Genomic DNA, 26,113 nt, shown 5'->3' on the forward strand with positions numbered 1-26,113 from the left:
ATTAAGACCAAACTTCTCGTTTACAGGGGCACTTTCACTTCAAGAATACAGACCGCTTTTACCACTCAATTAGTAATAGTGAGATGACAATACATGACACCGTCTCTTGGTGATTACATCGCTACATTGCTTGTGCTAGCGCATTTTGGGACAGAAGTGTGCCAGTGCTTTCCCTAGATTAACAATCTATGGGTAACTAGTGGTATGGAAAGTTGTTAACCTTATGTCCAGTCTCCATGCTGTAGATCAGTGGAGATATTCACGGCGACTATGGGGTCATATCACCTATACTCAATAGGACAAAGCAATTCACCTTATTACTGAAAGAACACTTTCACAATTAAACAAGGGATATGCGTCATGGCAGACATAGATACCGCTCAATTAGTCGTTCCCCATTCTGTACTCCAGAGTTGGCAAGAAGTTGTTGATTTGGTTGCCAAAATGACACAATGCCCCGCTTCGCTAGTCATGCGTATTCATAAAAATGACATTGAGGTGTTTTCTAGCAGTCGAAGCGAAAACAACCCCTACGCACCAAATGCAAAAGACTCACTTGGGCATGGTCTGTATTGCGAAACCGTGATTCGCGAGCGTCGCATGTTGAACGTCCCCAATGCGCTCAACGATCCTGAATGGGATCATAATCCAGACATTAAGCTGGGTATGATTTGTTACTGCGGACTGCCTGTGTTTTGGCCAAATGATACCCCCTTCGGGACTATCTGCATGCTCGACAGCCAGGAACGCTACTTTGATGAAGATGCAATGTCGCTGCTTGCTCGCTTTCAAACAGCTATCGAAGGTCAACTCGAAACCCTATACCGTAAAGAAGAACTTGCCCAATTCAATCAGGAGTTAGAAAACAAAGTCGCGGAGAGAACCAAGACACTTGCCGATCTCAGCAGCCGTTTACTCAAAGAAATTGAGCAACGTACCGCTGCGGAAAACCACTTGGATTTTCACCTTCACTACGACCCGCTCACTAAACTCCCCAATCGAATTACACTGGCGGACGACCTCGCTAAACAGATGGCTTCTCTAGAAGACGATGAACAAATTACCCTGATTTATTTCAGTTTGAGAAACTTTAAGTTTGTTAACGCAAGCTATGGTTACATGTTCGGTGATCAGATTTTGTCGTCACTGAGCCAACGGATCTGCCACAAACTGCCCAAAAAGTGGAAACTGGCCAGAATTGTTGGCTCTGATTTCGTTCTGGCCGCCCAGCACCTGCGTACACCCGAACTTCAAGAACAAGCCATAGAACGCATTACCAATGCGTGCACCCAACCTTTTAGCGTCAATGGTATGAGTATCAATTTGCAATGTAACTTAGGTATCGCAGTGGCCCCATTAGATGCAACAGACTCGTTCAGCCTCATTCAGCGAGCCTGCTCAGCAATGAGTGAAGGTAAAAACGAAGGTTTGCAGGTCGCCTACTTTAACTTTGCTGCACAAAAAGCCGCCGAAGAGCGCTTACGACTGGAATCACATCTTTCTAAGGCGCTGCAGAACAACGAACTCGAAGTCCATTTCCAGCCGATCATCTGTCTCAAACAAGGAGGGAAAATCATTGGTGCTGAAGCGCTGTTACGATGGAGTAATCCCACGCTGGGGCAAGTCTCGCCAGACCGTTTTATTCCTCTAGCGGAAAGTAACGGCCAAATAATAGAAATCGGCTACTTCGTTTTGCATCAGGCGCTGAAGCAAGCTGCAGAATGGCATCGCACATCCACGCACTCGTTTAAAGTGGCCATCAACATCTCACCAATCCAATTCCAAGAACAACACTTTGTACAACACTTACAAGACATTATTGATCTTTACCAACTGCCAGCGAAGTGCGTTGAATTGGAGCTAACAGAAGGTATTCTGCTTCAAGATGAAGAGTATGCGCAAAATGTCCTCGCGCAGTTGCGTCAATTCGGCGTCAGCATTTCTCTTGATGACTTTGGTACAGGGTACTCTTCACTCAGTTATCTACAAAAATACGCTTTCGATACGCTAAAAATTGATCGCAGCTTCATCAATCAGTTAGAGCACAACCAACACAACCGAGAGCTTACAAGAGCCATCATCGCAATGGCACACAAACTCAATATGATGGTGATAGCAGAGGGGGTAGAAGAGCGGTATCAAGAAGACTTCATTCGAACCGAAGAATGTAACTACGCTCAAGGCTTTTTGTATGGTAAAGCCGTTCCTGCTGACGAGTTTACGCAACAAATGATAAGTAAACTTTAGTCAGCGTCAAACGTTATGTGCATTCGCCAACAATAACCACTTGTCACCAAGATCTCTAAGCGAAAACCTTGCATAACGTCTTGAAAATGAGCCGGTCCTCATTTTTCCACACCTAACTTATAAACTGATTGAGTGGCTTCTTAGAAGCAATAAACCCAAAGGTTTGAGCGGTAACCGGTCATTTCAGCGTCTGTTTAACCTATTAAATCACGTTCTACCTGGGAGACTCTGATTCTCCCAACCCCGCACGGTGTAGAGTAGCGGTCAGACCTTTTAGCGGTTGAGGAGCAGAGTGGAGCGCACATCCCAAGTGCGTGTCACAAAGACATGTACGTCACCTGTCACTTCATCGTCAAAGGTAAGCACGGCAGTCTATTACAAAGCTCCTCTACCTAAAACACGAGGTGAAAGCATCCACCTCCCACAAGTGTTGCCACTAGCAACGACAAACTGGTGTGCTCGGTTTTAGCGGCGAGAAAGAACTCAGCCGCGACCGAAACCCTGTTACCAACAACGTTGGAATGATTAACGTTTTCGGCGTGGCCCGTACATATACTCACCTTAAAACCTTTTCTAAATAGTAACGTTCAAGTTCGTCAATACGTCCGCTACACAGCCACTTCATTGCGCCTTGGATATGCTCTAAAGGCCAATCCCACCATCTGAGCTCCAACAATAGCGTTACTGTTTCCTCATCAAACCGCTGTTTGATAACAGTATTGTTACCCACAACAACGGTATAGGCATCTACGCTTTTTGAAATCACGGCTCTCGCCCCTATCACAGCGCCATCGCCAATTTTGACGCCGGGCATAATCATCGCTTCACTGCCAATCCAAACATCATTGCCAACAACAGTATCCCCAGCTCTTAGAAAACCGTTTTTGACGTCTTGTCCAAACACGTCTTCTGAAAATGGAAATGTTGATACCCAGTCTAATCGATGACCTTGATTTCCCGCCATCATAAACGTTGCACCAGAGGCGATTGAGCAAAATTTACCAATGTGTAAGCGATCAACCTCACCAAATTGGCCACTGTGCCATTCGTCTTGAGTAGAAGCATCACCTAACAAGTACCGTACGGCCTGATCTTCAAAAGATTTTGAATGGTAAAAACCGGAATAGTAGCTAAAGTCACCGACCTCGATATTCGGATTCTTTACGTGTTCTTTTAGATTCTGGCTCTCTAGCCAATTTTGAAAATTCCTCATTGCCATGCTCTCTCTGCTGCTTGTTGCCGAGAGTGTAAATAACCCCTATTATTTCCTGTAGTGTGAAATTAAAAACTCAGAATTACCATATGGAAATAAAATGGCTTCCCTACCTCCCCATTTACGTTGCACTTTGTGAAGAAAAAAGCATTGCTGGCGCAGCAAGGAGACTGAGTTGCTCCAATGCGCACGTGAGTAGACAATTAAGGCAATTAGAGGCGCTGCTGTCAGTCCAACTTATTCATCGAACCACTCGGCAGTTCAACCTGACTTACGATGGAGTGGAGTTCTATAAGCAGGCGAAACACTTGCTTGAAAGCGCGGAAGTGATCAACGAAAAGCTGTGCCTCAGTGAAAACGCTGCTGGGAAACTGCGTGTCGCCGCCTCAGCGTCGTTTGGGTCACTGCTCTTAACGGAACCCTTGGTCGAGTTTTATCGAACTTACCCAGACATCAAGATCGAAGTCATTTTCACCGAAACGCCGTTTGACCTCATCGAAGCGGGCTTCGATGTGGCGTTTTTTCTGACGGACACTCCACCGGAGGGGTACGTTGGGCATCGCCTTAGCTCACTTGATTGCAAGCCGTATGCCCATCAGCAGTACGTGAAACAACATGGTCAAATAACGCACCCCAACGAACTGCACACACTTACCCATATCCTGTACAAAAACACTGACCTAACGTTAGATCACTGGACGTTTCACCATGCTACTGGCAATGAAAAGGCCGACATCAAACTTACTGGTGGGTTTAGCGTAAACTTAGTCTCATCAATGGTTGATGCTATGGTTAAGGGGTGTGGCGTGGCGATGTTGGATGAGTTTGCACTGTCAAAGTTGCCGCAGACTGAGCGGCAACAGGTTGTACAGCTCCTTCCGGAATGGCAAACGAGCGCGATCTTACCCTTGTATATCCTCTACCCAAAACGCCAGCATTTACCAAAACGTACACGTTTGTTCGTGGAGTTTTTTCGTAATTCCCTTGAGCACATTTTGCCGCAAGCGCAAAAGAAGAAAGACGCCCCAAGTAGAGAGCGCCTTTCATAACAAACCAATGGTTGGACTTTGATAATCTCTCGATGCGAATAGCGTTATATCGTTTGTCTCACACAGCCACTTGTAATGAAGAAAGCTGCTGCCTAACCAGGGCTTTAAACTGTTCGAGGTCATTGGCATTTAAGACTGAATCAGACGCTGCAATGCCAAGCCCGACTCTGTCGCCATAGGGCACCAATGTCAATATCAAGCCATAGTGCCCCTGAAGTGGGAAGTTAAATCCCCCCGCTTTAACCAGCTGAGTACCACTAAATGCCAGCGCCTCGTTATCGTTACGATTATAGTGACCAAAATTTGAAATATAGCAGTTAGATTTGGTGCTTATTAGACGAAACCCCTCCATCAATTGTTGGGGCGAAGCTTGAGCAAAACCACGGGCAAAGCTGGCATATGACAGTAACACGCGCTGAGGTGCCATCGTCACCCGATCAATTTGTTTCTGAAAAGCCTGGCTCATCAAACGCATATCTGAATCGTCGAGTTTCACGGGGATAGCGCTAACGTAATTTCCCAGCAGTTTACTCTCTTCCTGGCGTACATTAGCAGTAACTGAAACTGAGATGCTGCCCTTAAGGGTCGAGGCCTTAAGCGCAAGTATCGATTTTGCAATTGCCGTCGAGACCAGGCTATTTAGTGAGATCCCTGGCGTTCGAACAATGTGGTCAGTGTCGATCTCAAAATAGTCAAAATTGACCGTGTTTGAGTCCCCTTCGCGATAGAACAAATGCACTGAATTCGCATCCGATAAATACGCTCTCGACTGCGATTGGTAATCCTCCAATTGCTTGTTGAACAACTCACGGTCGTTCACTTGTTGGCCAATGAACTCTTCATCTGAAATGCTCTTTATGACTGAAGGTAAGTCGCTCTGCATTCCATTATAATTCGACACCAAAAGTTCTTTAATGAGGTAGCCCGATGGCCCATCGCAAAATACATGATTAAACAGAAGGCACAGTAAGGTACCCGCCCCATCCGGTGTATCAATCTTAAGCATTATCACAGGCGCATTGGCTGATTGACCAACGATCAGATCCAGCTCGGCACCGAGCACAGCCTTTAGGGTTTCAATCGCCGATTTACGCGCCTGTCTAACAACAAACGTATTGTCGTACTGACATGGTACATAACGATAACTCGCCTCTTCGTCCATTAATCGATGGCAGAGTTTTGGAAGTTGCTGATACACCTTATCAAGGGCCTGTTGCAAACGTAGGCTGTCTAATTGACCTTCCCATTGCCAAAATTGAATGAAGTATTGAGGATGATTGCGCTTATTGATTTCAAATTTAACTTTATCGAGAAAGTTTACGGGAATTGACTGCATGTAACACTAGAGGGGCTAATTTCTGAATCTACCCCATGGTAACGAAATATCGATGCGCACGTGATAGGCATTTAAGACCATTTTATGGTGACAATAGGAATAAATGGAAAGATGTAAGATGAACGTCTCTGGTGAACTGTCTGGAGCCTGTCACTCATAGACACTTCCGCGTCGTCGACCCTTTGACTTCCTATGTCATCAATTCCATTTTTTAGGCCAGCGTTGGTCTTAATTGCCCCAAAAGACGTAATAACGAAACACAATCTTTTTGAATTCAGGAGCAGCGCAATGGACTTAGAATTGGAACTAATTGAGGGCGGATGTTATCTAGCGGTAGAAATCCGTGGAGACGAACGACGAATTCTGCGCTCTAACACTGACGCATTTATCAAATACCAAAACCTATCGCAAGCACGCGCTCATTTGGCGCACAACAATTATGCATCCATTACGCTGATCGAGCACAACACATACGACGAAATGTGTGGAGAGAGTGTTAATCAGGAAGTTACTGCCACTCGACTCGACTGGTCATAAGTCCCGTATTATCAAAGTAGCGCAAATGTAAGGCTGCCCACCCTCTAACGAAGGTGGCGCTTGTCTTGCGACCTCGTTCATGAATGATTGGTGCACCCATTTTATCCCTCCCAAACCCATAAATGTTATGTTATAACATAACCATCATGATAGAATTATGGATATAATGAGCTATGACTCATTTTTCAACCACTACTCCGCACGCTGATGAGGAGTCAATCGAATATTGCATCGCAGCTGGTAATGACAACGCCAAGGTGATTGTTCCGCCAAAGATTCAAGTACAAGGACTTGGCTACCACCGAGGTGATTCTCCGCCAATTATCGATAGTGCCACGTTTGAGCTAATGAAAGGTGAAAACTTGGCCGTCATCGGCCCAAACGGTTCAGGGAAAAGTACTCTACTCAGATTACTTGCTGGTATCTTGAGTCCAACGTTTGGCGAAGTACACTATGACGCGATCCCACTCCGTCAATTGTCACTTAGGCAGCGCGCGACAAAAATAGCCGTCGTGAATCAACATGAAACACCAGATCCAAGATTATCGGTAAGAGATTATGTACGGCTTGGCGCCCTTCCTTATGAAAGCCATCGCTCGTTAGAAGCCATCAACACGAGTGTTGAACAAGCACTAACAACCATGAACCTGCAACAGTTATCGAACAAAGCCATGCATCGACTTTCTGGTGGCGAACGGCAGAAAGCGCATATCGCAAGAAGTTTATGTCAAGAACCTGAGGTACTTCTACTTGATGAGCCAACCAATCATTTAGACCCAAAAGCAAAAGGTGAGGTTCTCTCATGCATTGTGAATTTGGGACTCACCACCGTCACCGTGTTGCACGAGCTATCACTTGCGGCACAAATGTGCGACCAACTATTGGTGCTTGAAAGTGCGCGACTTCGCGCTTTTGGACCGCCACAGACCGTACTCACGTCTTCATTAGTCGACAGTGTCTTTGGCGTCGAATTGCATCATTTTCGACACCCACGAGAACACCGCTCGCTACTCTGTCTCGATATCCCATTACTTAGAAACGTTCAATCAACGGAAACTATATGAAAAAAATACTGCTTTTCGGATTTCTTTTTGCATCCGTCACCTCCTACGCAAGCGTTACAGTGGAAAACTGTGGCAATTCGATTACGTTCGAAACACCGCCTAAGCGTATGGTGGTCCATGACATTAATATGGCGGAAATGGCCTTCGCTCTGGACTTACAAGACCGCATTGTAGGTTTAACGGGCATCACTGGTTGGTATAAAACAGGTCCCGAGTTTGAAAAAATGCGAGGAGATATTCCGGAGCTCGCGCCCAAATACCCAACGATGGAAAACTTGCTTGCAGCCGAACCAGACCTTTTCTTCGCAGGATGGTATTACGGCATGAAGCCCGGTGGAGAGGTCACCCCAGAGACGCTAGCAAAAAAAAACATCGACACCTTGGTCCTCAGTGAGAGTTGTGTTCACTTAGACAAACAAAAATCACAAGTCACCATGGATCTCCTATTTGACGATGTCATGCGTCTAGGTAAGATTTTTAATAAGCAAACACAGGCGGCTTCCCTGGTGAAGCGGTGGAAGTCACAACTGAATGATGTCCAGCTAAAGGTTCACGGTGCGCCGAAAACACGGGTGTTCCTGTACGACTCGGGGGAGGAAAAACCCTTTACAGCCGGGAAGTACGCCATCATAACACCAATGATAGAAGCCGCTGGTGGTCGCAATATCATGGCCGATATGCAAACCAGTTGGGGACGCACAGCATGGGAGAACGTCGCAATGAAAAACCCCCAATTCTTGCTACTGTTAGATTATCAAGATGGTAATGGCGTGACCAAATTGATGGACTTTTTAAAACAGCATCCCGCTATGAAACAGACAGATGCCGTCAAGAACGAGCGCTACATTGCTCTAAGGTACGCAGAGCTCACACCAGGCCCTGCAAATATCGATGTGATAGCGAAACTTGCTAAAGCTATCCACCCTGAGCGTTTTTAGACTAATGACCAGTACAACGCGAATGCAAAGTGGCATCATTGTTGGACTGTGTGCGTTGATAGCGTTAACCGCGCTGTCTGTGCTCCAGGGCTCGACAACAATTCCGCTTCGCGCCGTGGGCGATGCATTTCTTCTGTGGTTCTACCAAGGAGAAAATCACCTCGGCCCAGTCTATAGCATCGTCATTGACTTACGTCTTCCTCGGGCCCTGTTGGCAATGATGGTAGGCGCAGGTCTTGGTATCGTCGGTGTTTTGCTGCAAACCACGACACGCAATGATTTGGCAGACCCCTTTTTATTCGGTTTAAGCGCGGGGGCCGCAGCTGGCGCGGTAGCGGTAATCACCATTGGCAGCAACTTACTGGGTATCTGGACACTGCCTGCTGCGGCTTTTATTGGCGGAATGACCGCATCCGCACTTGTCATTGCACTGGTGAGGCAAATGTCCGATTCAGGACCAGAGAAACTTATTCTTGCTGGACTGGCCGTCTCTTTTATCTTTACCGCGTTAACCAATTATTTGATTTTTTCTGGAGATCAACGAGCCGCTCACTCGGTATTGTTTTGGTCATTAGGGGGCTTAGGTCTTGCTCGGTGGGATAACCTATGGTTGGCATTCCTCGGATTTATTGCCGTGTTTGGCTATGCCCTCTATCATCACCGCAATTTTGATGCTCTACTTGCAGGAGAACAGACCGCCTACACGCTTGGAGTCGACCCTATTAAGTTGAGAAATCTAACTTTTGTCATTTGCGCCTTCAGCACGGCGATTTTTGTTTCCTTGACTGGTATCATTGGCTTTATTGGCCTTATGGTGCCGCATATTGCAAGGACACTGACGGGCGCACTGCACAAAAAGCTAATTCTCCTATCTGCATTACTCGGGAGCCTCATTCTCCTCGGCAGTGATTTAATCGCTCGGATTATTTTAACGCCTCAAGAGCTGCCTCTGGGTATTGTGACCACATCGGTTGGCGGTTTGTTTGTGTTTTTCTTACTAGCGAAGAGCTCACGATAACCTGAAGCTAACCTAAGCCTACTCTTTGGCCTAGGTTAGCACTCACCCAAGGACACAGATGCGGTTACAATCTGATCACGCGGTCGGCTGTTGCAATCGTCTCTTTTCGGTGAGCAATGATCAATCGAGTCATATTCATCTGGCGTATGTTAAAGTTAATTTGATGTTCATTGTCTGCGTCTAAGTGACTCGTTGCTTCATCTAAACACAGTACTTGTGGCTGTTTATATAAGGCGCGAGCAAGGAAGATCCGTTGCAATTGCCCCCCAGAGAAGCTATTTCCCATGTCGCCAACTAAAGAATGAAAGCCCAGCGGTAGTTTCTTAATGTCATCCAGTATGTTGGCTTGTAAGCAGCTCTGTTCTAGACGTTCAAAATCATAATCAGACTCAAACATGGTAATGTTTTCGCATAGAGTTCCAGAAAACAGGGCGTCGTCTTGCATGACACTACCAAATCGGCCGCGATAGTCAGGCAAGGCAACATCGCTAATCTTCACCCCATCAACATATATGCTCCCTTCATCGACAGTCAAGATCCCCAACAATAGCTTCATAATCGTTGTTTTTCCTGAGCCTGAAGGACCGACTAATGCCACGCTTTCACCAGGCATCACCTCAAACGACACCTTATGTAACACCCAATCTAAATTGTCTGCATATCGGAAGCTGACATTGTCAAAGCAAATGTGACCGGATAACTGCTTCGGTAAGACCGCTGAGGAAGGCACGATTTCACGCGCTTCAAACACAATATCCGATAATCTTTCTAAATGCAGTTCAAGCAATTTAAATGAAAACAACTTATCAATGAAGTTCGTCATACTGGTAGTAAATTGCGTCTTGTATGCGATAAAAGCGATTAACATCCCGACGGTCAACTGAGCTTCCATTACAGCTAGAGCGCCAAAATAGACGACGAGAATGTTTTCAACACCAAACAACAACTTGTTCACATGGGACTCAGCGATTTGAATACGGCCTAACTTTATCTCCGCGTTAACGACTTCAGCAAACCGGTTCAGCCACATGTTTTGCCGGTTTGTTTCATTGCTAAACAACTTGATCGTTTGCATGGCTCGCAACGTTTCTAAGAAATTAGAATCTTCTTTTGCTGACACGAGGATCAGTTCCGCAGTTAACCGACGGTTCGGGTAGTAGAAAGCAAGCTGTACCGCATAAGACGTCGCTACAACCGCAATCACGATGGCCGCGAGTTTCGCGTTGTAAAGAAACATCATGACGACAACAACGACGGCCATCAGGCCGTCAATAAGCGACTCAACCAACCCAGTTGTGAGCATATTTCGAATAGAAGCGATGGAACCAAAGCGAGAAACGATATCGCCAATATGGCGTCGTTCAAAGTAACTAATAGGCAACCGCAAGAGATGATGAAATAAATTGGCGCCCATCTGTATGCTCATCATGCTATTAAATTTGAGAATAAACCAGCTTCTTAACGTACTGACAGACACCTGAACAAACAACAGCAACATAAAGCCAATCGCCAACACTAGGAGCAACGGTTGGTCATTGCTTAGCAGCACCGAATCAATGACCCACTGCATATAATACGGGGAAATCAGCGCGGCAAATTGCATCACCACAGACAAACAAACAAGCGATACCAATGCTCGCTTGAATCCCTCTATCCTCTCCCACAATTGAGAGATTTTCATCGTCACCTGACTATCTTTCTTCTTGAAGCTTGCACTCGGAGTAAGCTCTAACGCTACACCAGTGAAGCTCTTGCTTACTTCTTCGAGACCCAGTTTTCGCTTTCCTACAGCTGGATCATTGACAATCACAGCGTTTCTGGTCACCTTGGTCAAAACAACGAAATGATCCAAATCCCAGTGAAGTATACAGGGAGTAGAAAGGTGGCGAAGATCTTCTAAATCACACTTTACGGCACGTGAAGAGAGCTGCAGCTCGCTTCCAATGTCCATAATGTCTTTCAAGCTCATTCCTTGCGTCGCCGACAAAGTGTGCTTTCTCAACGACGCGATATCCACCTTGAACCCGTAGTACGAGCAGATCATCGCTAAACAGGCCAGTCCACATTCAGACATTTCTGACTGAGTAATTAGGGGAACCGATTTGAGAGATGAGAACGACAGTAGTTCCGTGGGGTTAAGCGATTTAACAGCAGATTTGGGTAGATTAAGCATGACTATCCGAGCTTTCCTTTGATTGCATAGATCGGGTCCAACAGCCATTCAAGTAGGCTACGTTTTTCTTGGATAATATCGGCTTCAGCGATCATACCGACTTTAAGTGGGAACTGTTTTCCATACGCCCCTATCGCTTGAGTCGCTAATGTTGCTCTCACACGATACATCGCTTCCGTAGTTTTAATCGGAAACACTTTATCGCTAGGCAGCACTAACGCTTGATCAATATTCGTGACCTGCCCTTTAACCAATCCGAACTTCTGATAAGGAAATGCGTCGAACCGAATCCTGACTTCGTCACCCAGTTGGACGAAACCTGCGGAGCGCGTAGGCAATAGTAGCTCCATTTCCAACGGCGAGTTTTGAGGAATGATACTTAGTATAATGGTGTCGGTGGTAAGATAAGATCCCACAGAGGGCTGAATCGCGGTGACCATGCCAGACTCTGGAGCGGTAATAATAAACTCGTAATCGTTGTCGAGCTCGATCAGTTGGGTCTCTAGCTGGGAAATTTCTCTTTGTATGGTCGTCTTCTTTAGAAACCTTTGTTCCGGAAGCAAGATTTTAGCGGACTTAAGCGCGTCAATCTCGACCAGTACCGATGCCAACTCCTTTTCCAGTCTATCATACGACTCCAATGCTTCTAGGTACTCCTCATGAACTACCGCCAGTTCTGTCGACGATAGGTAGCCTTTGTGGTGAAGGCTTTTATTCTTTTCGTATTGCTGTTCTTTGAGCTCTAAGCGCAGCAAACTCGTGGCCTTTGCTTTTCTAATCGCGTTGAGACTCCGGTTTCTTTGCGTCAATTGCGTGTCGATACGACGTTCTTCTTTGTCAAAGATTGCAGTTTGAATACTCAACTCTGACTCAAGCGCTTGACGTTGCTGTTGCAGCTCATTTTTCAGTGCCATGGAAACGTCGACCCCTCCGGTCATCCCCTGACTGTCTCTGATCTTAGCAATGGGTTGGTTACTGACTACGTTGCTGCCTTCCTGAACGAGTAAACGAACTAAGACCCCTTTTCGACCAGACACAACCTTGATAACACCTTTGGAGGGTAATAAGTACCCTTTCACGGTTTCTTTTCGAGAGTAACTGCACTGAGAAAGGTAAACAATGACAGCCAGAAACGTAACGAAGATAAGCAGATGTAAAGGGTAGCTCGACAGCCGTTGATGAATAATGATTTTTCCAGTGAGGCGATTTTTCTTAGCCTCAATTGCTTCTTTTCGAAAGATCATTCGCGTCTCTTTTAAAAAAGGGAAAGACCATCGTCGTCCTTCCCTTACCGAAATGGATGAAGAATTAAAATCTTCACCTGATCTTAGCGTTTCCAGTGGCTATGCCCAGAAATCACTATTTCTGCCAAAGTGCTTGCCAATCTTTTTGTTTACACACACAGCCGATGAGGAAACAAGCAGGCTCCACGACTAAACGTACAGCTTTACCACGCAGGGAGCCTTTTTCCACAATCTTCATTTGGTAAGCCAATTCGATCGCTCGATACTTGGCGATTGGGTACATGATTTTTTCAGCGAGAGGACTTTTGCGCATCAACTCTACGTACGGAATTGCCCAGTAATGGTAGCCACGTACGGTGGTCTCTGACAGATGGTTCTGCGTGTACTGAAGGTCTGCGCGCCAAACTTCAGCATCAAGCATTCCTTTACGATAGAAGTGAGTACAAATAACGCGGCTGCTACCTCCACGACCACCGCCGCCTCGGTTTTTACCCGCTTCCGAACCGCAGCCACCTGAATGATTCATATGAGTCCCCATATTGCCGTCTCGTGCATCGCGAGCACCGGATCCACAGCCTTTATCACCACCAATAGCGGTGTTCGCTGCGTCAGAAATGCTCATGCCACCAACCACATGCTGGGTATCGCTTGGGGCTAATACCGTAATTTTACTGCATTCTACTTTTTTCATAGTTATACTCTTATAGTATGATTTACATTTTAAATTGAATTAAAAGATCGCATAAGAACAACAGCGATCATATTTAATCCTGCCGATATTGAAAAACTCATTCATTAACTTAAGCGTCAGTTTATTTTTCTACACTGATATTTTTCAGTAAAATTCTGAGTCATTGAAAGCTGTGAGTCTGTAAAATCTAGTATTTTAAATTTATCTACCGTCGGCTCTTCACAACGAGAAAGTAAAGCCTGGTAAACGGCGTCATTTTTATTAGAACTTACTTTTTCAAACTCACACCCACTCTGATTCAAGATCAATTCATCTTTGTCTAGACTATATTTTCCATATTCATCCAAGATGTAAATTTGATTTCCTGAATTATTATTTCCATAAACGGTTATCGAAAACTTTGATGTGTAATTTATATCATCTTCAAAATTTATTTTAATGTTAGCCTTACCGCCGCTCGCCCCTCTATAGAATTGGCAGTCCCACTGACCTTGTAAATTCTCGTTTAGTCCACTAATATTGCCTGGTTTATAGTAACCTTCCCCATACTGATATATTGCTAACGCCCCTAAAACAATAACCAATGGGATTAATGCTTTTTTACATCCATGATGACCTCATATGTTCTGGTGTATAATTAACTTGATGATGAAACCCCAAAAAAGAGCGTTCGATGCGAAACAGATATGATACTGAAAACGGCGATATCGACTTCGGTAAGTGGCACACCTCATAAAGCAGACCTATTAGCACTTCATGTATCAAGCATGGCCCTGTCAGTATGAGAGTTACGTCTGTCCCTTGACTGTGAGTGATTGAGTCAAACCGATATCTGTCTAATCGAGCAAGATACCCATCAACGTTCTTCTTTGTCGATTCGGTGGAAAAGAGCAGATTGTTACTCTCAAGGTATTTATATCGACGGCTCATTTCACGCAACACTATACGGGTGGTTCGGCTGCCCTTGTGCGCGATCAGAACATTATTGTTCACCTCATAGTATCGATTGATCGTCGCAATTTTCATGATGTCGCGATGCACGCACACAGGGGGCTGAGAAAACAGCGCTTCGACCCGCTTTACAGCTTGATTTTTTAGAGCGTCAATAAATTCGTCGTTCCCCACTTGTTCTTCAATTTTAGCGACGCACACATTTCGTTTCGCGGAGCGTTGCTTGAGCTTTCGAATCTCTCGTAATAGGTATTCAGATTTCAAAACATCGACGATGTTTTCGTTTCCCGCCCCATGACGTAGAGTGAGCCCTCTATACACCGCCTGATGAGATGGTAAAGTATCAACATCAACATACATTCCACCATCTCTGTAGAGCAGACTTAATCTCAATATATCCGAAGCACACGCTGCGTTGTGTCTAAGCGTTAACTCATTAAAGTACATACGTCTAAGACGCTCGTCATAGAAGATGTCATCAAATGCTCTTATATCAATAATGTTAACAATTTTTCTTAATGCCTCGATTTTAAGCCTCGCCAGTTTTAGCGCAGGATTTAAATCAATACCAATCGTACTGGCAATATGGATAAGGGCTTCATCAAATGATTGCCCTATAGAAACAAGAGTATCGATTTTTTGATAAAACTGGTTTTGATATTCAACAATCACGTCTGCGGGCGTTGTATCATTAATGCAATAACAAGCATTAAATATTTTCTTTAGATGGTTAAACAGTAGAAAATGACCATCAACATATATGTTGATTTGATATCTATCTTTGAAGCAATCTTGCCAAATTTCAATATACTCTAATGCACGGGAATTTAATGTTCCAATCCAAATAAAGAATATACGTTCTACTTCAGTTATCTCACTCTTTATTATTGTTTGCTTTTCATTTATGGAATCAATAATTTCAATAATTTTACTTTCGTTATCAACATCTGCATAATCGTCTATTGAATTAACAATTTTATTAAAAGAAATATTATTGTAGATGTTCATAACTCTATTGTTCTTCTTGTTTACAACGATTTATAAACTGCCTCAAATTGTACAAATCAACAATAACCACATTAAATATATTGCCATTGTGTGATTAGCCCAATAAATACTATGAAATATATTGATTGTACTGTTTATAGTTTATTACTTATTTATATATGCATTGGTTTGTCATGAAGATTCAAGTTCTAATAAGTCTTTTTTTGACTAAACAATCATTAGCCTCAGCCTGTAGAGAACGGTCAGGGACCATGCGGAAATGGGTCCTTCGCAGAGACGTCTAAACCAGTAAACGCCATCATATCTAATGCGAAAGTATTATGATTGGCGGTTGATGAGCGTTAAAGGGGGGCCCAATGAATGACGGAAACGGGTGGGGATCGAGGGTAAAGTCGACTGAGCCTTCAGGCAATCAATTGCTACAAGCACATTCGGAGTGAATAGAATCATTCACTCCGGGCCGTGGTTTCTTCCAGGCACGGTGAGTACCCGCGAGTATTTAGGGAATAAGGCAGTATAAGCGTTGTGATGCGAAAGCCATGACAAAGCTTCAGCACTTGACGCTAGTGGCTGCGAACAACAGGCTGAAATTCTGTGATTGTTAGCTGCTTCTTTTCTGCGTCAAGCCTCGACATGTTCGAGACTTGGCATGAACAGTCAACGGCTGCTCGCGAATACTGTTGCAGAGCGGCTTTCGTCATCCCAAGCGCTTCACCAATGTTGGGATCATAAAAGTCAATTTTCCCTCGTTTTCTTACGTACATTGCAGTCGCATGCGAACCACTCGACACGTAGTAATAGTGGTCCTCTTTCAGGTTAGCGTATGCATTGCTAAATGGGTAACGACTCGTATCGATTCTTCCTGTTGGTTTACAGGTACCAGTTAGAGCAAGCGTCAGTTGGTCTTGCAGTCGATGCGAGCGTTCTATGTCCGCTTTTAGACTCGCAATGATTTTACGTTCTTTTTCCGGAGTAATGAATGCCTCAGTGCGGGCACTGTCTAGCGTGCCTACCCAGTTATTGCCCGCAACACGGTACTTGGTCCATTCAATGGCTAGCCCTGCGCAAACACCAAACCAAAAAGCCGGGCTGATCCCATTGGCTCCCATGGTACCCCATAAGAGGGAATGCTGGCCAAGGTAGTTGATTTGAGCTCGGCTTTTCTCCGCTGCTTTAACGAATTCTATCTTATACAAATACAACGCCTTTTCGAGCATTGCTTTCTTGTTTTGGTTCATACCTTTACCGTCTTATCACAAGGCCAATTAAGCAACATTGGTCTCAACACTGAGAGGGTTAATACTTACGAGTGTTATCACGTAGAGAGCGATACTGCGACTCTAAGAACGCATCGCTGCTCGATATCTTCACCCCATAAGCCTCCGAGTATTCTCTGATGTAAGCGCCCGATTGCTTACTCAATTCATTAATATAATGAGTGCCCCGATCAAATGTATTTTGCGACACCAGCATCCCATTTTTGTCGAGTAGCTTGAGGAAGAGGTTTGGATGATTGACCAACCCCGAACCCATGACGATCGCCGCAATAACTGGCGTATAAATCACCGAGTTTTGAAACCACTGTGCAAACGATTTATTGTCACTCAAGATGCTACTTTCTCCGGCATTTTGCTTTGACCATACCTCTTGCGCTTGCTTCAAGATCTTATTGACTTGATGGGACTGAACCACTTTATCAACCAGCCCAATAACTCGCTCTAATAAGCCCGACAGAACGCTCACTAAGACCCCCACGCCACTGCCTAAGGTCGAAGTTTCGGCGGCCATCTTACCACCAGCAATACTGGCTTTAGCGACCCCTCCCGCGAGTCCTGCAAGTGAATGCCTGGCCAAAGCCTTCGAGATACAGGCAGGGTGCCCATTAAGCAACTCCACACCAACACCTTTGTACATTTGCGTCATAAAATCTTTCGCTTTGTACGTTGCGGTTTTGACTCCTTCGTACATATCCGCTGCATTTTGTACATAGCTCCACCCTGAAACTGCCGTGGTAATATTATCGGCGAATTCCGCAGCAAGCCAAACACCCAGCTCAGCCGCCCAAGTCGCGGTAACAAACCCAGGGTACTGCTTACGCAGCCTATCGATCATTCCACGAAAAAAATGAGCCAACTTATCTTTAATCTTATCCAGGAAGGCAGAGACTTTTTTGCCAACTCGACCAACAGCTTGCATTGCTTTTGACCCCGCCTTGGTCTTCCCGATGAGGCTGAGACATCCATTTTTAATGTCATCCAGCGGCGTCAAATTACCTATGTAGTTGCCCACTAATCCTGAATCAAAGGACAAAGCCTGCTCGATCTCTGTATTTGCTAATGCAAATACGACGGAATGCCGAGCTTCGTCTAACAGTTTAGCTTGCGGACCAAACGCATTATTTCGTGTATTGCCATACAAGAGATCTTTGACGTCTCTTTTTACTTCAAGAAACGCATCCACGACACTCTTCTTGATTTGGTGTCCACCCATAAAAGCTCCTAGTAACTATCTCCTATCGACAGATAGGTTCCGATGAGGATTCGATGCCAAATAAAATTCTTCCCAGACAATCGCAATGTTTCGTCTGCGACGCAGTCGTAGGGTTGCAAAGGTCGAGATAGAGCGCGTCTCTGATGATTGACACCATCAACCTACAAAACTATCAATGAGCAATATTAGAGTCACTGAACGTGATTGTACCTTCACGAATGATTTCAAAAAGTGTCATTTCAGTCTTATGTCATCAGGATTTAGGCCAATGCAATTGCTTGCTTTCTCATGCACTAACCCTGAACAAGTCACACGGTTTGTACGCTATTTCGAGTCAAGGAAACTTTGTATTCTGTTTGGCATATGGAGGAGAAAATCATGAATACATCAAACGTCAGATGGGGGATCGCTGGATTGGGCAATATTGCGCAGCGATTCGCGGTCGCCTTGACCCAACACTGTGACCATGGCGAGCTCTACGCCATTGCAGCTCGTAGCATCGACCGAGCCGACACTTTTTGCACAACATTCGGCGCTCAGAAAGGCTACGGTTCTTACCAAGAATTGGCCGAAGATCCCGATGTCGATGCCATCTATATTGCTACGGTACACCCCTACCATCGAGCGCTGACTGAGCTGTTTCTTCGCCATGGAAAGCATGTGTTGGTTGAGAAGCCCGCGTTTACCAACTTGGCAGACTGGCTGGCGATGAAAACACTCGCTCATGCGCAAGGGCTGTTACTGTTGGAAGCCATGAAAACCGTCACATTCCCTGCCTATCTTGAGCTTAAACGCTACCTAAAGGAGCACGCGCTCCAAGTGACTAAGATTGATGTCGCGTTTGGTAACCACCACAACTATGATCCCGACCTATTTATCTTTAACTCTGCGCTTGCAGGCGGAGCAACTTTAGATGTTGGGGTTTACGGTCTTTGGTTGTATTTTGATCTCTGCGATTGTTTGGGAGTTGAACCAGCCGAGCCACTCTTCACTGCCGTCGCAGAGCTCAATGAATGTCAGGTCGATACGCGATCTCAATTTCAACTTCAAGGTGGTATTCAAGGAACGATCCACACATCGATCGTTGAAGACCTCCCTCGTTCAGCCACCTTATGTGGTGAGGACTTTACCGTGGTTATTGCCGAAAAATGGTGGAATCCAACCCATATTGAGATCCACCGGCTCGGTAAGGTAACGTCACTGTTCTCTCCACCAGAGGGCAATGGGTTTGAGTTTGAAATCGATCACTTCTCTGAGTTAGTCTTACAATCAAAACTAGACTCTGAACTTATCCCGCAGCGTATAACAGAGCAGGTCTTGACCACCGTAGAACGAGCACTAACCCACGCAGGTTTTGCCCATCTAACGCGATGCAATGAGCAAGAAAACAAGCATGAAAAACCTCAAACGTAGACTCGAGTTATACGAACAATTGTTTCGAACTTTCGGCCCAGGAGAGTCGCTCTGTCAGATCTCACAACTGGCTTCTCTGTGGCAAGTGAGTGATCGCTACGTCTTCACTTTACTCAAATCGTTCGAGGCGTCGAACTGGATCTCGTGGCAAGCAAGCTCTGGGCGCCATAAAAAGGCGGCGTTAACCTGCCTAATCGAACCCATCGAAGCATGCCATCAACTTGCCCAGCCTCTAGCAGAGCTGGGCCAAATTGAAACATTGTTTAATACTCTCAGCTTTGGGGGTCGACAAGCCGGACATGAGCTTCAGGTATTCCTGAATGAAACTCATCGCCGTCTTAAACGCGTGGTCTTGATCCCCTTTCACCGTCGCATAGAGCCCTTACATCCTCACCGAGTCTTACGTCGAACAGAGCGTTTCTTAGTGACCCAAATCTACCAACGCCTTACACGCGTCGTTGATGGTGAGCTTATTGGGGATTTAGCCTTTCACTGGCAAGCAAATACAAGTGGGACACAATGGTATTTTCAACTGCGACACGAGGTACAATTTCATGATGGTCGAAACCTCTCAGCCAGTGATGTAGTTCGCTGTCTTGAGGCGCTTGTGAACAGTGACGCTTGGTCTAGCAGCTATCAGCACATTGCGTCGATCAGTGCCCCCACAGACAGCACCGTTCAGATCACATTAAACCAAACGGATTGGCACTTACCCCGGCTATTAGCCCGTGCGGAAACCTCCGTGTTTAGAGTCTATTCTTCCGGCGCATTCACTGGCTCTGGGGCATTCTCCCTTGATGTATTTTCATCCAATATGCTTCGATTGCGCCGAAACACCTCATACACCTATCAGGTATCAATTTTAGATCGTATAGAGCTCTGGTTTTACCCCGAATGGGCACCCCAAAAGGCCTGTGCGCATAACCAGATACGCATGCAACTGCCCGAAACAACCATCAAACATGCGCTGCCTGACTGCGCTACGTTCATGCTTATCCAATCAGGGTCTCAAACTACAACCGACCCGCATTTGGTGGTGGAAGACACCACCGAATCGAAGCAATTAGGCCAGCAGATTGCAGCCCCTAACGATCCTATCATCACGATACCTTATGGACACTATCGAGCGACGCCTTGTTCAACGGTGTGCAGTATTATTGAAGAAAATGATCCGTACAGTGCCTGGCTCATTTTCTTAATGCGATACCCTTTCCGTTGTTCAATGCTGTCGACCGAGACACTATCGCAACTCCATCATCACCTCCGGGCCATACGCCAAGAGTCGGATTTTTCACGCTCACAAGTTTTGCTATCGCGCTTGATTGACGGGTTATGTGAACAAGGTGTGATCACAATCCTCAAACAAGAGCCTTTTGTACTTGAACTGTCTGAACGCTTACAAGGCTGCCAAATTAATGGATACGGTTGGTGTGAGCTCAATACCCTTTGGCCAAAGGACATTCGAGGGTAGAGCCCGCTTCTCATGATGCACTAAGTACTTATCAACACTCCGACCTTTGCAAAGCAACAAACATTAATATTCATTAATACAGTGACTCTTCTGCGGCTTATCTATGAGATAGCGTATACGTTTATCTGAACTGGAGAAGCCAAATGCTCGTGCCCAGCGATAGAATCCAACAACTACTGGACAACGCAGGTGTCAATATCGATGGCCCCAACGAGTGGGACATCAAACTCAATGACAAAACGTTACTTCACTCGCTAAAATCATTGAATTCACTCACTTTAGGCGAAGCATTTGTTCACAACCAGTGGGATTGCGATGCCCTCGATGAGCTCACTTGCCGGATCGCCAAAAGCGAACTTTATCCCTACCTTTGCGCCCACTCCTCACCGCTCTGGCGAAAGTTGACATCGCTGCTGGCAAAGCGACAGAGTGTCAAACGCAGTCAACAAGATATCCAGTTTCATTACGACTTAGCCGGTCCCTTTTATAAACAATTGCTCGACCCCTTGATGATCTACTCATGCGCCTATTGGCAAGACGCCACCACACTCCAAGACGCCCAAGTGAAGAAACTGGACCTGATTTGCCGCAAACTGGATTTAGAACCAAACATGACGGTGTTGGATATTGGATGCGGTTGGGGCGGATTATTGCGTTACGCTACGGAACACTACGGGGTAACGGGACTCGGCGTGACTTTGTCTCAAGCTCAATATCAATGGACGCGAAAAAACCTTAATCACCTGCCCATTGATTTCGTCCTATCCGATTACCGTGATATTCCTGGGATCCAACAGTTCGACCGTGTCGTCTCAGTAGGGATGCTCGAGCACGTAGGACCGGCTAATTACTCTCACTACTTCAATATCATTAAAGAACGTCTCAGAGAGGACGGTCTTGCTCTGATACATACCATTGGCAACAACCAAACCGGTGATACGGACCCTTGGATACATAAGTACATTTTTCCTAACGGTTACATCCCTGCACTCTCGCAGTTAGCGGTGGCCTTTGAGCAAAGTGGTTTGGTCCTTGAAGACCTGCACAACATCGGGCCACACTATGATCCGACGCTCATCGCTTGGTGGCAGCAGATTGAGTCGTATTGGCCCCAAGAAGCCTCTGCACAAGAACGTCAGCAGAAACGGGTTTGGCAGTTTTATCTCCTTACCTGTGCGGGGTTGTTCCGCGCTCGTGCCCTCCAAGTTTGGCAATGTTTTTTTACCCACTCGGGACATCCTCAACCTAGCACCACGCGTTCAACATGAGGGTTCACTCACACAAACGGCAGCGAATTTGAGGCGGCGAGCTTGACTTTGAAGCTTACACGACAGACAGCATTGGTCCCCCGCTCGAGCACGATCGGTATGATTGCCGCAAGCGACACCATGGTTATCTGGGCGATTTGGTCTGATGCACCACGCTATTTCTGAACGCAATTGCGCGTGTAAACCCACCAACATCCTACAACCGAAAAAGAGAAATGAAGACAATCATCCAGACCGAACTCGCTCCCCCAGCGATCGGCCCATACTCTCAAGGCATGGCATTTGAAAACCTTATCTTTACGTCTGGTCAACTGCCGCTTGAGGCGACAACGATGGCATTAGTTGAAGGTGGAATTAAAGCGCAAGCTCGAATGTCATTGGAAAACCTGAAAACCGTCTTAGAGCAAGGTGGGGGCTCACTAGACACCGTGATCAAGACCACTTGCTTCCTCTCTAGCATGGAGAACTTTGTTGCGTTCAATGAAGTGTACACGGAAATATTTGGCACCGAGAACGCACCAGCACGCTCTTGTGTTGAAACGTCTGGTCTACCAAAGGAGGCGTTAGTCGAAGTCGAAGCGATCGGCTTACATCGAGTAATCACGTCGCCGTGCTCCAGCGTGGCCTCTGGCCAATGACCTTTGATATCCAGTTTCATTGGCCAGAGGTATGATCTCGCTGGCTCACTGATTTGACTTAAAGGCTGTCATTGAAGGGAAGTGGTGCGAGGCATGACGTCCGTTGCCAACGTTCAGGTACTTCAAACAGGACACCTCTGATTGCTATCAATCATACGCGTCAATAAACGCTTGAAGGGCTCGCAGATCGGTCACCTCCAACCCTCTAGGCCCTTTTTGGATAAAACCTTTGTCGAGTAGATCATTGACCGCTCTTCGATACACTCGGCTTGATGTACCAAAACGTTCTGCTTCTTGATTCACTTTATCGAACCCCCCTAACCCGGTGTTGGTTTGACTTTGCACCAACAAGTCGTACGCAATATTGTAGGTAATCGAGTGTAAAAGGCGGTGGGTATAAATGCCCATAGAATCTTGGTAATCTTCGGCCAAAGCGGACGCAAAAAAGAACATCATCTCTGGTTTCTTATGCAACGCCTCGGCAAGGTTTTGAATGCAAATGACATCAACCTGCATGTGTTCATCCGCCACCACGTTCCATTGACAAGCGGTTTGGGTGAAAAACTCCATCTCTCCAAAAATATGATAGTCACAACGCACTTCCCCCAACTGAAAGCGTCGCCCATTCGCCGCCGAAATACTCATTGACACTCGCCCTGCGGGGACCACATAGAGGTGCTGCAGTTGCTCCCCTTGCTTCAGGATCTCATCATTGATATCAAAATACCGAGAGCTGACTTGGTGTTGATAGATGAGATCTTTAAACTCGGAACGCTTTTGTCTTAGATAGTCCTTAAAACGTCCGCTTGGGTACGGGGCGATTTTCATAGTGACGGTCTCTGAATGCTTGGCCTGCTGTCGAAGTTACTCACGATTGTAGCGGATTGAGCTCAATAAAAAAGCGATGGTCTTCCATCGCTTTTTTACAAGGTGATTCTCACTGTTATTGAGTCATTAAGGCTTCTAACGCAGCGAATGATGCAAGTCGTTCGCCGCTCATCATGACGTCCGCCTCATCAACATATTGCCCAACCCCCTCTTTTACATCTTGTTCGTACAAGACAACATTATTGAGGATAGACGCAACGTGAAGCCCTCTTAAGCGTCCGACTGTAAACAGCGCAGATGTCTCCATGTCTGCTCCCAATACGCCTTTGCTGTTCCAGTATCGACAAATCGCCTGCTCATCATCAGTATAGAAACTATCGTGAGAACGCACGGCGCCCATATGATATGGAATGGGATGCTGCTGTAAGAATTGTTCGAGCTCTTTAAGCAGAGAGAAACTAGCGTAAGCTGGAAACGACGGTTTCACGTAAGCGGCAGATCCGCCCTCATCTCGAACCGCCGCTTCCGCGACAATCAATTCACCAAGCCCAATGTGCGTTTGCATCGCACCTGCAGAGCCAACTCTTACAATATGAGTTACCCCACAAAGCTTTAGCTCTTCGATCGCAATGATCATTGAGGGAGCACCGATGCCTGTACTACAGACGGAAACCGCTCGATCTTTATACGTCCCCGTGAAGACGCGATACTCTCGATTGTCGGAGACGAGCTCAGCATCAGTGAGCAAACGCGCAATGCGATTGGCTCTATCAGGCTCGCCACAAACAATAACCAGAGGCGCAATTTGCGTTTCATCTACGCCAATATGAGGTTGCTTTACCATCTTAACTCCTAAGAAGCCGTCGCGTGAGTCAAGGGGGTAGCGCTATTTCGTTTCGCAGTGCGAGCCCACTCACGGGTGCCGTTTGCGGCAATAAACATCAAGATAGCGTATTGAACGGACATGGCATAAACGCCCTGAGTCGCATAGATACCCACACTGATAATGTTGATCACAATCCACAGTATCCAGTTTTCAACATACTTACGTGTCATCAGTATTTGAGCAACCACGGACAGCACTGTCATTGTCGCGTCCCAGAATGGAAATGCATCAGGTTCGAGGACGGGTTCTGCGAGACCCGCCCCGAATACATTAAGACCATCAACGGCAATATTGGCTAACGCAAAGAAAAATGGGTCGATGTACAGTGTTAACAGTGCAATTGAAATCGCACAAGCCGCCGCAGTTGCCACTAACTTATTTCGGCTCAACCAACGGACTGCCAAGGTTTCACCTTGCTCGTTAGGGCGTGTCCACGCATACCAACCGTAAAGGTTGGCACAAAAGAAAAACAGTTGAAGAAGCAATAGTCCGTATAACTGAATTTGGAAAAATATTACCGCAAACAAGGTTACATTCAGTAATCCAAACAGGTAGTTGATCGTTTTCTCTTGGCTTGCAAACCATATACACAGCAAACCAAACACAGTACCGAAGGCTTCAATCCAGCTCATGGCGTAGCCACCCCCAATTGGGATCTCGACGAGCGTGTTATTGATATCAAGTAGAGTGAATAAGTCCATCAAAAGGCCCTTTATTGTTTTTTCGTTGCTTCTATCCTATTGCGCCTAATAAAACAAACAGGAGGACATTTGTCCCCCTTCAATTGTGCACGATCATAAATCAGAACAATAACTACCCGAAGCAAACTATTAAAACGCTGAAATGCATATGGGTTTACACCGTCACATTGAAGTATGAGTGGCCGGGCTTAAAGCACAACAGAATTTTGGACACTTCTGTGTCAGTGATTGCACTAACTTAGTTTTTAACGGATTACCTGTCGTACTACAAAACCTTTAAAGTTCATTCCCCCTCACTAGGAGGTCTCGTGTACATGAACGGGAGCTTCCATAGTACGATGAGTCATAGCAGTACAACTGCCATCTTTTCGATTGATGGCCTTGGACTGTTGGCTTGTACCGCAGTGTCGACTCACAAGTGAGCGTCTATTTGGCTGAAGGTGGCGTCGTATGGATTAGGAACTCGATCGCCCGTCCAATCACCACATGTTGAGACGTAATCACATAACCGGAGCGAGAAGAATAGGCTGCGCAATGGTCCAATACATCAACCGACTCTCCATCATCAAACGTTATCGTTACTTCAGTACTTTGCCTAACCGCTACATCGCCAAAGTTCATAAGGGCACGTGTTTACTACGCGCACTCATCGACGTAATGCTTATATTACTAATATAAAATCTAATTTTGTGAGGTTACTAATTTCTCGACAGGCATTTACGCTGCCTATAGGATTAATCTCAATCATCATTTAGACCCAGTGCAGTAACCTATGTGGAACCAAAAATTTAAGCAAACTCTTGTCTTACTCTCTCTGTCGTCTCTTCCTTTTACGACAATCTCAGCGCCTAATGAATCAGCACTTTGGTTTACCCAAACCGATATCGCTCTAGATTCTCGTTATCAAACGGTTCTGCTTGATAACGGGTTGCGCGTTATCACCGTTGAA

23 protein-coding genes are annotated in these 26,113 nt (G+C 45.8%); 10 read left to right on the forward strand and 13 right to left on the reverse strand.

The window, feature by feature from the left end; all coding sequences use genetic code 11:
* Window positions 1-360 precede the first annotated feature (360 nt).
* On the forward strand, window positions 361-2,247 hold the full coding sequence (locus ZX61_RS13490; RefSeq protein ID WP_049845153.1) for a bifunctional diguanylate cyclase/phosphodiesterase: 1,887 nt from the start codon (window positions 361-363) through the stop codon (window positions 2,245-2,247).
* A 556-nt stretch (window positions 2,248-2,803) separates the two neighbouring features.
* Here ZX61_RS13490 and ZX61_RS13495 read toward each other — a convergent pair.
* Window positions 2,804-3,460, reverse strand: a complete 657-nt coding sequence (locus ZX61_RS13495; protein ID WP_049845154.1) for a CatB-related O-acetyltransferase — start codon at window positions 3,458-3,460, stop codon at window positions 2,804-2,806.
* Between the two features lie 89 nt (window positions 3,461-3,549).
* On the opposite strand from ZX61_RS13495, the gene ZX61_RS13500 reads away from it, so the two are divergent.
* Window positions 3,550-4,509 (forward strand): LysR family transcriptional regulator, encoded by a 960-nt coding sequence (locus ZX61_RS13500; protein WP_049845155.1) that lies wholly within the window; start codon window positions 3,550-3,552, stop codon window positions 4,507-4,509.
* Window positions 4,510-4,567: 58 nt separating this feature from the next.
* Here the strand turns inward: ZX61_RS13500 and ZX61_RS13505 are convergent, their stop codons facing one another.
* Window positions 4,568-5,845: a hypothetical protein gene (locus ZX61_RS13505; RefSeq protein WP_049845156.1), complete on the reverse strand. Its 1,278-nt coding sequence runs from the start codon at window positions 5,843-5,845 to the stop codon at window positions 4,568-4,570.
* A 288-nt stretch (window positions 5,846-6,133) separates the two neighbouring features.
* On the opposite strand from ZX61_RS13505, the gene ZX61_RS13510 reads away from it, so the two are divergent.
* The 4 genes from ZX61_RS13510 (at window position 6,134) to ZX61_RS13525 (ending at window position 9,402) form a co-directional block, all read left to right on the forward strand.
* Window positions 6,134-6,382, forward strand: a complete 249-nt coding sequence (locus ZX61_RS13510) for a DUF6482 family protein (protein ID WP_049845157.1) — start codon at window positions 6,134-6,136, stop codon at window positions 6,380-6,382.
* A 173-nt stretch (window positions 6,383-6,555) separates the two neighbouring features.
* On the forward strand, window positions 6,556-7,446 hold the full coding sequence (locus tag ZX61_RS13515) for an ABC transporter ATP-binding protein (RefSeq protein WP_049845158.1): 891 nt from the start codon (window positions 6,556-6,558) through the stop codon (window positions 7,444-7,446).
* The gene (locus ZX61_RS13520) at window positions 7,443-8,384 is read left to right on the forward strand and encodes an ABC transporter substrate-binding protein (protein WP_049845159.1); all 942 of its coding nucleotides are present in this window, start codon (window positions 7,443-7,445) and stop codon (window positions 8,382-8,384) included. The genes ZX61_RS13515 and ZX61_RS13520 overlap by 4 nt, the downstream gene beginning before the upstream one ends.
* Before the next feature lie 4 nt (window positions 8,385-8,388).
* Window positions 8,389-9,402 carry a FecCD family ABC transporter permease gene (locus ZX61_RS13525; protein ID WP_049845160.1) on the forward strand — a complete coding sequence of 338 codons (1,014 nt, stop codon included), beginning with the start codon at window positions 8,389-8,391 and terminating at the stop codon, window positions 9,400-9,402.
* Window positions 9,403-9,466: 64 nt separating this feature from the next.
* Here the strand turns inward: ZX61_RS13525 and ZX61_RS13530 are convergent, their stop codons facing one another.
* The 7 genes from ZX61_RS13530 to ZX61_RS13560 form a co-directional block, all read right to left on the reverse strand.
* Window positions 9,467-11,575 (reverse strand): peptidase domain-containing ABC transporter, encoded by a 2,109-nt coding sequence (locus ZX61_RS13530; protein ID WP_049845161.1) that lies wholly within the window; start codon window positions 11,573-11,575, stop codon window positions 9,467-9,469.
* A gap of 2 nt (window positions 11,576-11,577) precedes the next feature.
* Window positions 11,578-12,819: an HlyD family secretion protein gene (locus ZX61_RS13535; RefSeq protein ID WP_049845162.1), complete on the reverse strand. Its 1,242-nt coding sequence runs from the start codon at window positions 12,817-12,819 to the stop codon at window positions 11,578-11,580.
* Between the two features lie 115 nt (window positions 12,820-12,934).
* Window positions 12,935-13,510 (reverse strand): hypothetical protein, encoded by a 576-nt coding sequence (locus ZX61_RS13540; protein WP_049845163.1) that lies wholly within the window; start codon window positions 13,508-13,510, stop codon window positions 12,935-12,937.
* A 116-nt stretch (window positions 13,511-13,626) separates the two neighbouring features.
* Window positions 13,627-14,094, reverse strand: coding sequence for a hypothetical protein (locus ZX61_RS13545; RefSeq protein ID WP_049845164.1), 468 nt, complete (start codon window positions 14,092-14,094; stop codon window positions 13,627-13,629).
* A gap of 16 nt (window positions 14,095-14,110) precedes the next feature.
* Entirely contained in the window at window positions 14,111-15,469 is a 1,359-nt protein-coding gene (locus ZX61_RS13550; protein ID WP_049845165.1) for a TcdA/TcdB catalytic glycosyltransferase domain-containing protein, read from the reverse strand.
* Between the two features lie 563 nt (window positions 15,470-16,032).
* The gene (locus ZX61_RS13555) at window positions 16,033-16,707 is read right to left on the reverse strand and encodes a YopT-type cysteine protease domain-containing protein (RefSeq protein ID WP_049845166.1); all 675 of its coding nucleotides are present in this window, start codon (window positions 16,705-16,707) and stop codon (window positions 16,033-16,035) included.
* A 58-nt stretch (window positions 16,708-16,765) separates the two neighbouring features.
* Window positions 16,766-17,959 carry a hypothetical protein gene (locus tag ZX61_RS13560; protein ID WP_049845167.1) on the reverse strand — a complete coding sequence of 398 codons (1,194 nt, stop codon included), beginning with the start codon at window positions 17,957-17,959 and terminating at the stop codon, window positions 16,766-16,768.
* Window positions 17,960-18,337: 378 nt separating this feature from the next.
* Between ZX61_RS13560 and ZX61_RS13565 the strand changes: the two genes are divergently transcribed.
* The 4 genes from ZX61_RS13565 to ZX61_RS13580 all read left to right on the forward strand — a co-directional run bounded on the left by ZX61_RS13565 (window position 18,338) and on the right by ZX61_RS13580 (window position 22,749).
* Window positions 18,338-19,372, forward strand: a complete 1,035-nt coding sequence (locus ZX61_RS13565; RefSeq protein WP_049845168.1) for a Gfo/Idh/MocA family protein — start codon at window positions 18,338-18,340, stop codon at window positions 19,370-19,372.
* The gene (locus ZX61_RS13570; RefSeq protein WP_049845169.1) at window positions 19,353-20,843 is read left to right on the forward strand and encodes an ABC transporter substrate-binding protein; all 1,491 of its coding nucleotides are present in this window, start codon (window positions 19,353-19,355) and stop codon (window positions 20,841-20,843) included. Before ZX61_RS13565 ends, ZX61_RS13570 begins: the two co-directional genes overlap by 20 nt.
* Before the next feature lie 143 nt (window positions 20,844-20,986).
* Window positions 20,987-22,111, forward strand: coding sequence for a cyclopropane fatty acyl phospholipid synthase (gene cfa / locus ZX61_RS13575; protein ID WP_049845170.1), 1,125 nt, complete (start codon window positions 20,987-20,989; stop codon window positions 22,109-22,111).
* 215 nt (window positions 22,112-22,326) lie between these two features.
* Window positions 22,327-22,749: a RidA family protein gene (locus ZX61_RS13580; protein WP_049845171.1), complete on the forward strand. Its 423-nt coding sequence runs from the start codon at window positions 22,327-22,329 to the stop codon at window positions 22,747-22,749.
* 147 nt (window positions 22,750-22,896) lie between these two features.
* Here ZX61_RS13580 and ZX61_RS13585 read toward each other — a convergent pair whose 3' ends face one another.
* The 4 genes from ZX61_RS13585 to ZX61_RS24105 all read right to left on the reverse strand — a co-directional run bounded on the left by ZX61_RS13585 (window position 22,897) and on the right by ZX61_RS24105 (window position 25,785).
* Window positions 22,897-23,577, reverse strand: a complete 681-nt coding sequence (locus ZX61_RS13585; RefSeq protein ID WP_004744172.1) for a Crp/Fnr family transcriptional regulator — start codon at window positions 23,575-23,577, stop codon at window positions 22,897-22,899.
* A gap of 115 nt (window positions 23,578-23,692) precedes the next feature.
* Window positions 23,693-24,421, reverse strand: a complete 729-nt coding sequence (locus ZX61_RS13590) for a nucleoside phosphorylase (RefSeq protein WP_049845172.1) — start codon at window positions 24,419-24,421, stop codon at window positions 23,693-23,695.
* A gap of 8 nt (window positions 24,422-24,429) precedes the next feature.
* Window positions 24,430-25,164 carry a nicotinamide riboside transporter PnuC gene (gene pnuC / locus ZX61_RS13595; protein WP_004744170.1) on the reverse strand — a complete coding sequence of 245 codons (735 nt, stop codon included), beginning with the start codon at window positions 25,162-25,164 and terminating at the stop codon, window positions 24,430-24,432.
* Window positions 25,165-25,590: 426 nt separating this feature from the next.
* Complete coding sequence (locus ZX61_RS24105) at window positions 25,591-25,785, reverse strand: hypothetical protein (protein WP_150115005.1); 195 nt, start codon at window positions 25,783-25,785, stop codon at window positions 25,591-25,593.
* Window positions 25,786-26,113: the final 328 nt, after the last annotated feature.

It is taken from the genome of Vibrio sp. VPAP30 (assembly GCF_001188205.1).
Taxonomy (GTDB): domain Bacteria; phylum Pseudomonadota; class Gammaproteobacteria; order Enterobacterales; family Vibrionaceae; genus Vibrio; species Vibrio bivalvicida.

Excerpts from the sequence above, each read along its gene's own strand:
- ZX61_RS13490 (WP_049845153.1), top strand. The coding sequence starts at position 361 with ATGGCAGACATAGATACCGCTCAATTAGTCGTTCCCCATTCTGTACTC.
- ZX61_RS13495 (WP_049845154.1), bottom strand. The coding sequence starts at position 3,460 with ATGAGGAATTTTCAAAATTGGCTAGAGAGCCAGAATCTAAAAGAACAC.
- ZX61_RS13500 (WP_049845155.1), top strand. The coding sequence starts at position 3,550 with ATGGAAATAAAATGGCTTCCCTACCTCCCCATTTACGTTGCACTTTGT.
- ZX61_RS13505 (WP_049845156.1), bottom strand. The coding sequence starts at position 5,845 with ATGCAGTCAATTCCCGTAAACTTTCTCGATAAAGTTAAATTTGAAATC.
- ZX61_RS13510 (WP_049845157.1), top strand. The coding sequence starts at position 6,134 with ATGGACTTAGAATTGGAACTAATTGAGGGCGGATGTTATCTAGCGGTA.
- ZX61_RS13515 (WP_049845158.1), top strand. The coding sequence starts at position 6,556 with ATGACTCATTTTTCAACCACTACTCCGCACGCTGATGAGGAGTCAATC.
- ZX61_RS13520 (WP_049845159.1), top strand. The coding sequence starts at position 7,443 with ATGAAAAAAATACTGCTTTTCGGATTTCTTTTTGCATCCGTCACCTCC.
- ZX61_RS13525 (WP_049845160.1), top strand. The coding sequence starts at position 8,389 with ATGACCAGTACAACGCGAATGCAAAGTGGCATCATTGTTGGACTGTGT.
- ZX61_RS13530 (WP_049845161.1), bottom strand. The coding sequence starts at position 11,575 with ATGCTTAATCTACCCAAATCTGCTGTTAAATCGCTTAACCCCACGGAA.
- ZX61_RS13535 (WP_049845162.1), bottom strand. The coding sequence starts at position 12,819 with ATGATCTTTCGAAAAGAAGCAATTGAGGCTAAGAAAAATCGCCTCACT.
- ZX61_RS13540 (WP_049845163.1), bottom strand. The coding sequence starts at position 13,510 with ATGAAAAAAGTAGAATGCAGTAAAATTACGGTATTAGCCCCAAGCGAT.
- ZX61_RS13550 (WP_049845165.1), bottom strand. The coding sequence starts at position 15,469 with ATGAACATCTACAATAATATTTCTTTTAATAAAATTGTTAATTCAATA.
- ZX61_RS13555 (WP_049845166.1), bottom strand. The coding sequence starts at position 16,707 with ATGAACCAAAACAAGAAAGCAATGCTCGAAAAGGCGTTGTATTTGTAT.
- ZX61_RS13560 (WP_049845167.1), bottom strand. The coding sequence starts at position 17,959 with ATGGGTGGACACCAAATCAAGAAGAGTGTCGTGGATGCGTTTCTTGAA.
- ZX61_RS13565 (WP_049845168.1), top strand. The coding sequence starts at position 18,338 with ATGAATACATCAAACGTCAGATGGGGGATCGCTGGATTGGGCAATATT.
- ZX61_RS13570 (WP_049845169.1), top strand. The coding sequence starts at position 19,353 with ATGAAAAACCTCAAACGTAGACTCGAGTTATACGAACAATTGTTTCGA.
- cfa (WP_049845170.1), top strand. The coding sequence starts at position 20,987 with ATGCTCGTGCCCAGCGATAGAATCCAACAACTACTGGACAACGCAGGT.
- ZX61_RS13580 (WP_049845171.1), top strand. The coding sequence starts at position 22,327 with ATGAAGACAATCATCCAGACCGAACTCGCTCCCCCAGCGATCGGCCCA.
- ZX61_RS13585 (WP_004744172.1), bottom strand. The coding sequence starts at position 23,577 with ATGAAAATCGCCCCGTACCCAAGCGGACGTTTTAAGGACTATCTAAGA.
- ZX61_RS13590 (WP_049845172.1), bottom strand. The coding sequence starts at position 24,421 with ATGGTAAAGCAACCTCATATTGGCGTAGATGAAACGCAAATTGCGCCT.
- pnuC (WP_004744170.1), bottom strand. The coding sequence starts at position 25,164 with ATGGACTTATTCACTCTACTTGATATCAATAACACGCTCGTCGAGATC.
- ZX61_RS24105 (WP_150115005.1), bottom strand. The coding sequence starts at position 25,785 with ATGAACTTTGGCGATGTAGCGGTTAGGCAAAGTACTGAAGTAACGATA.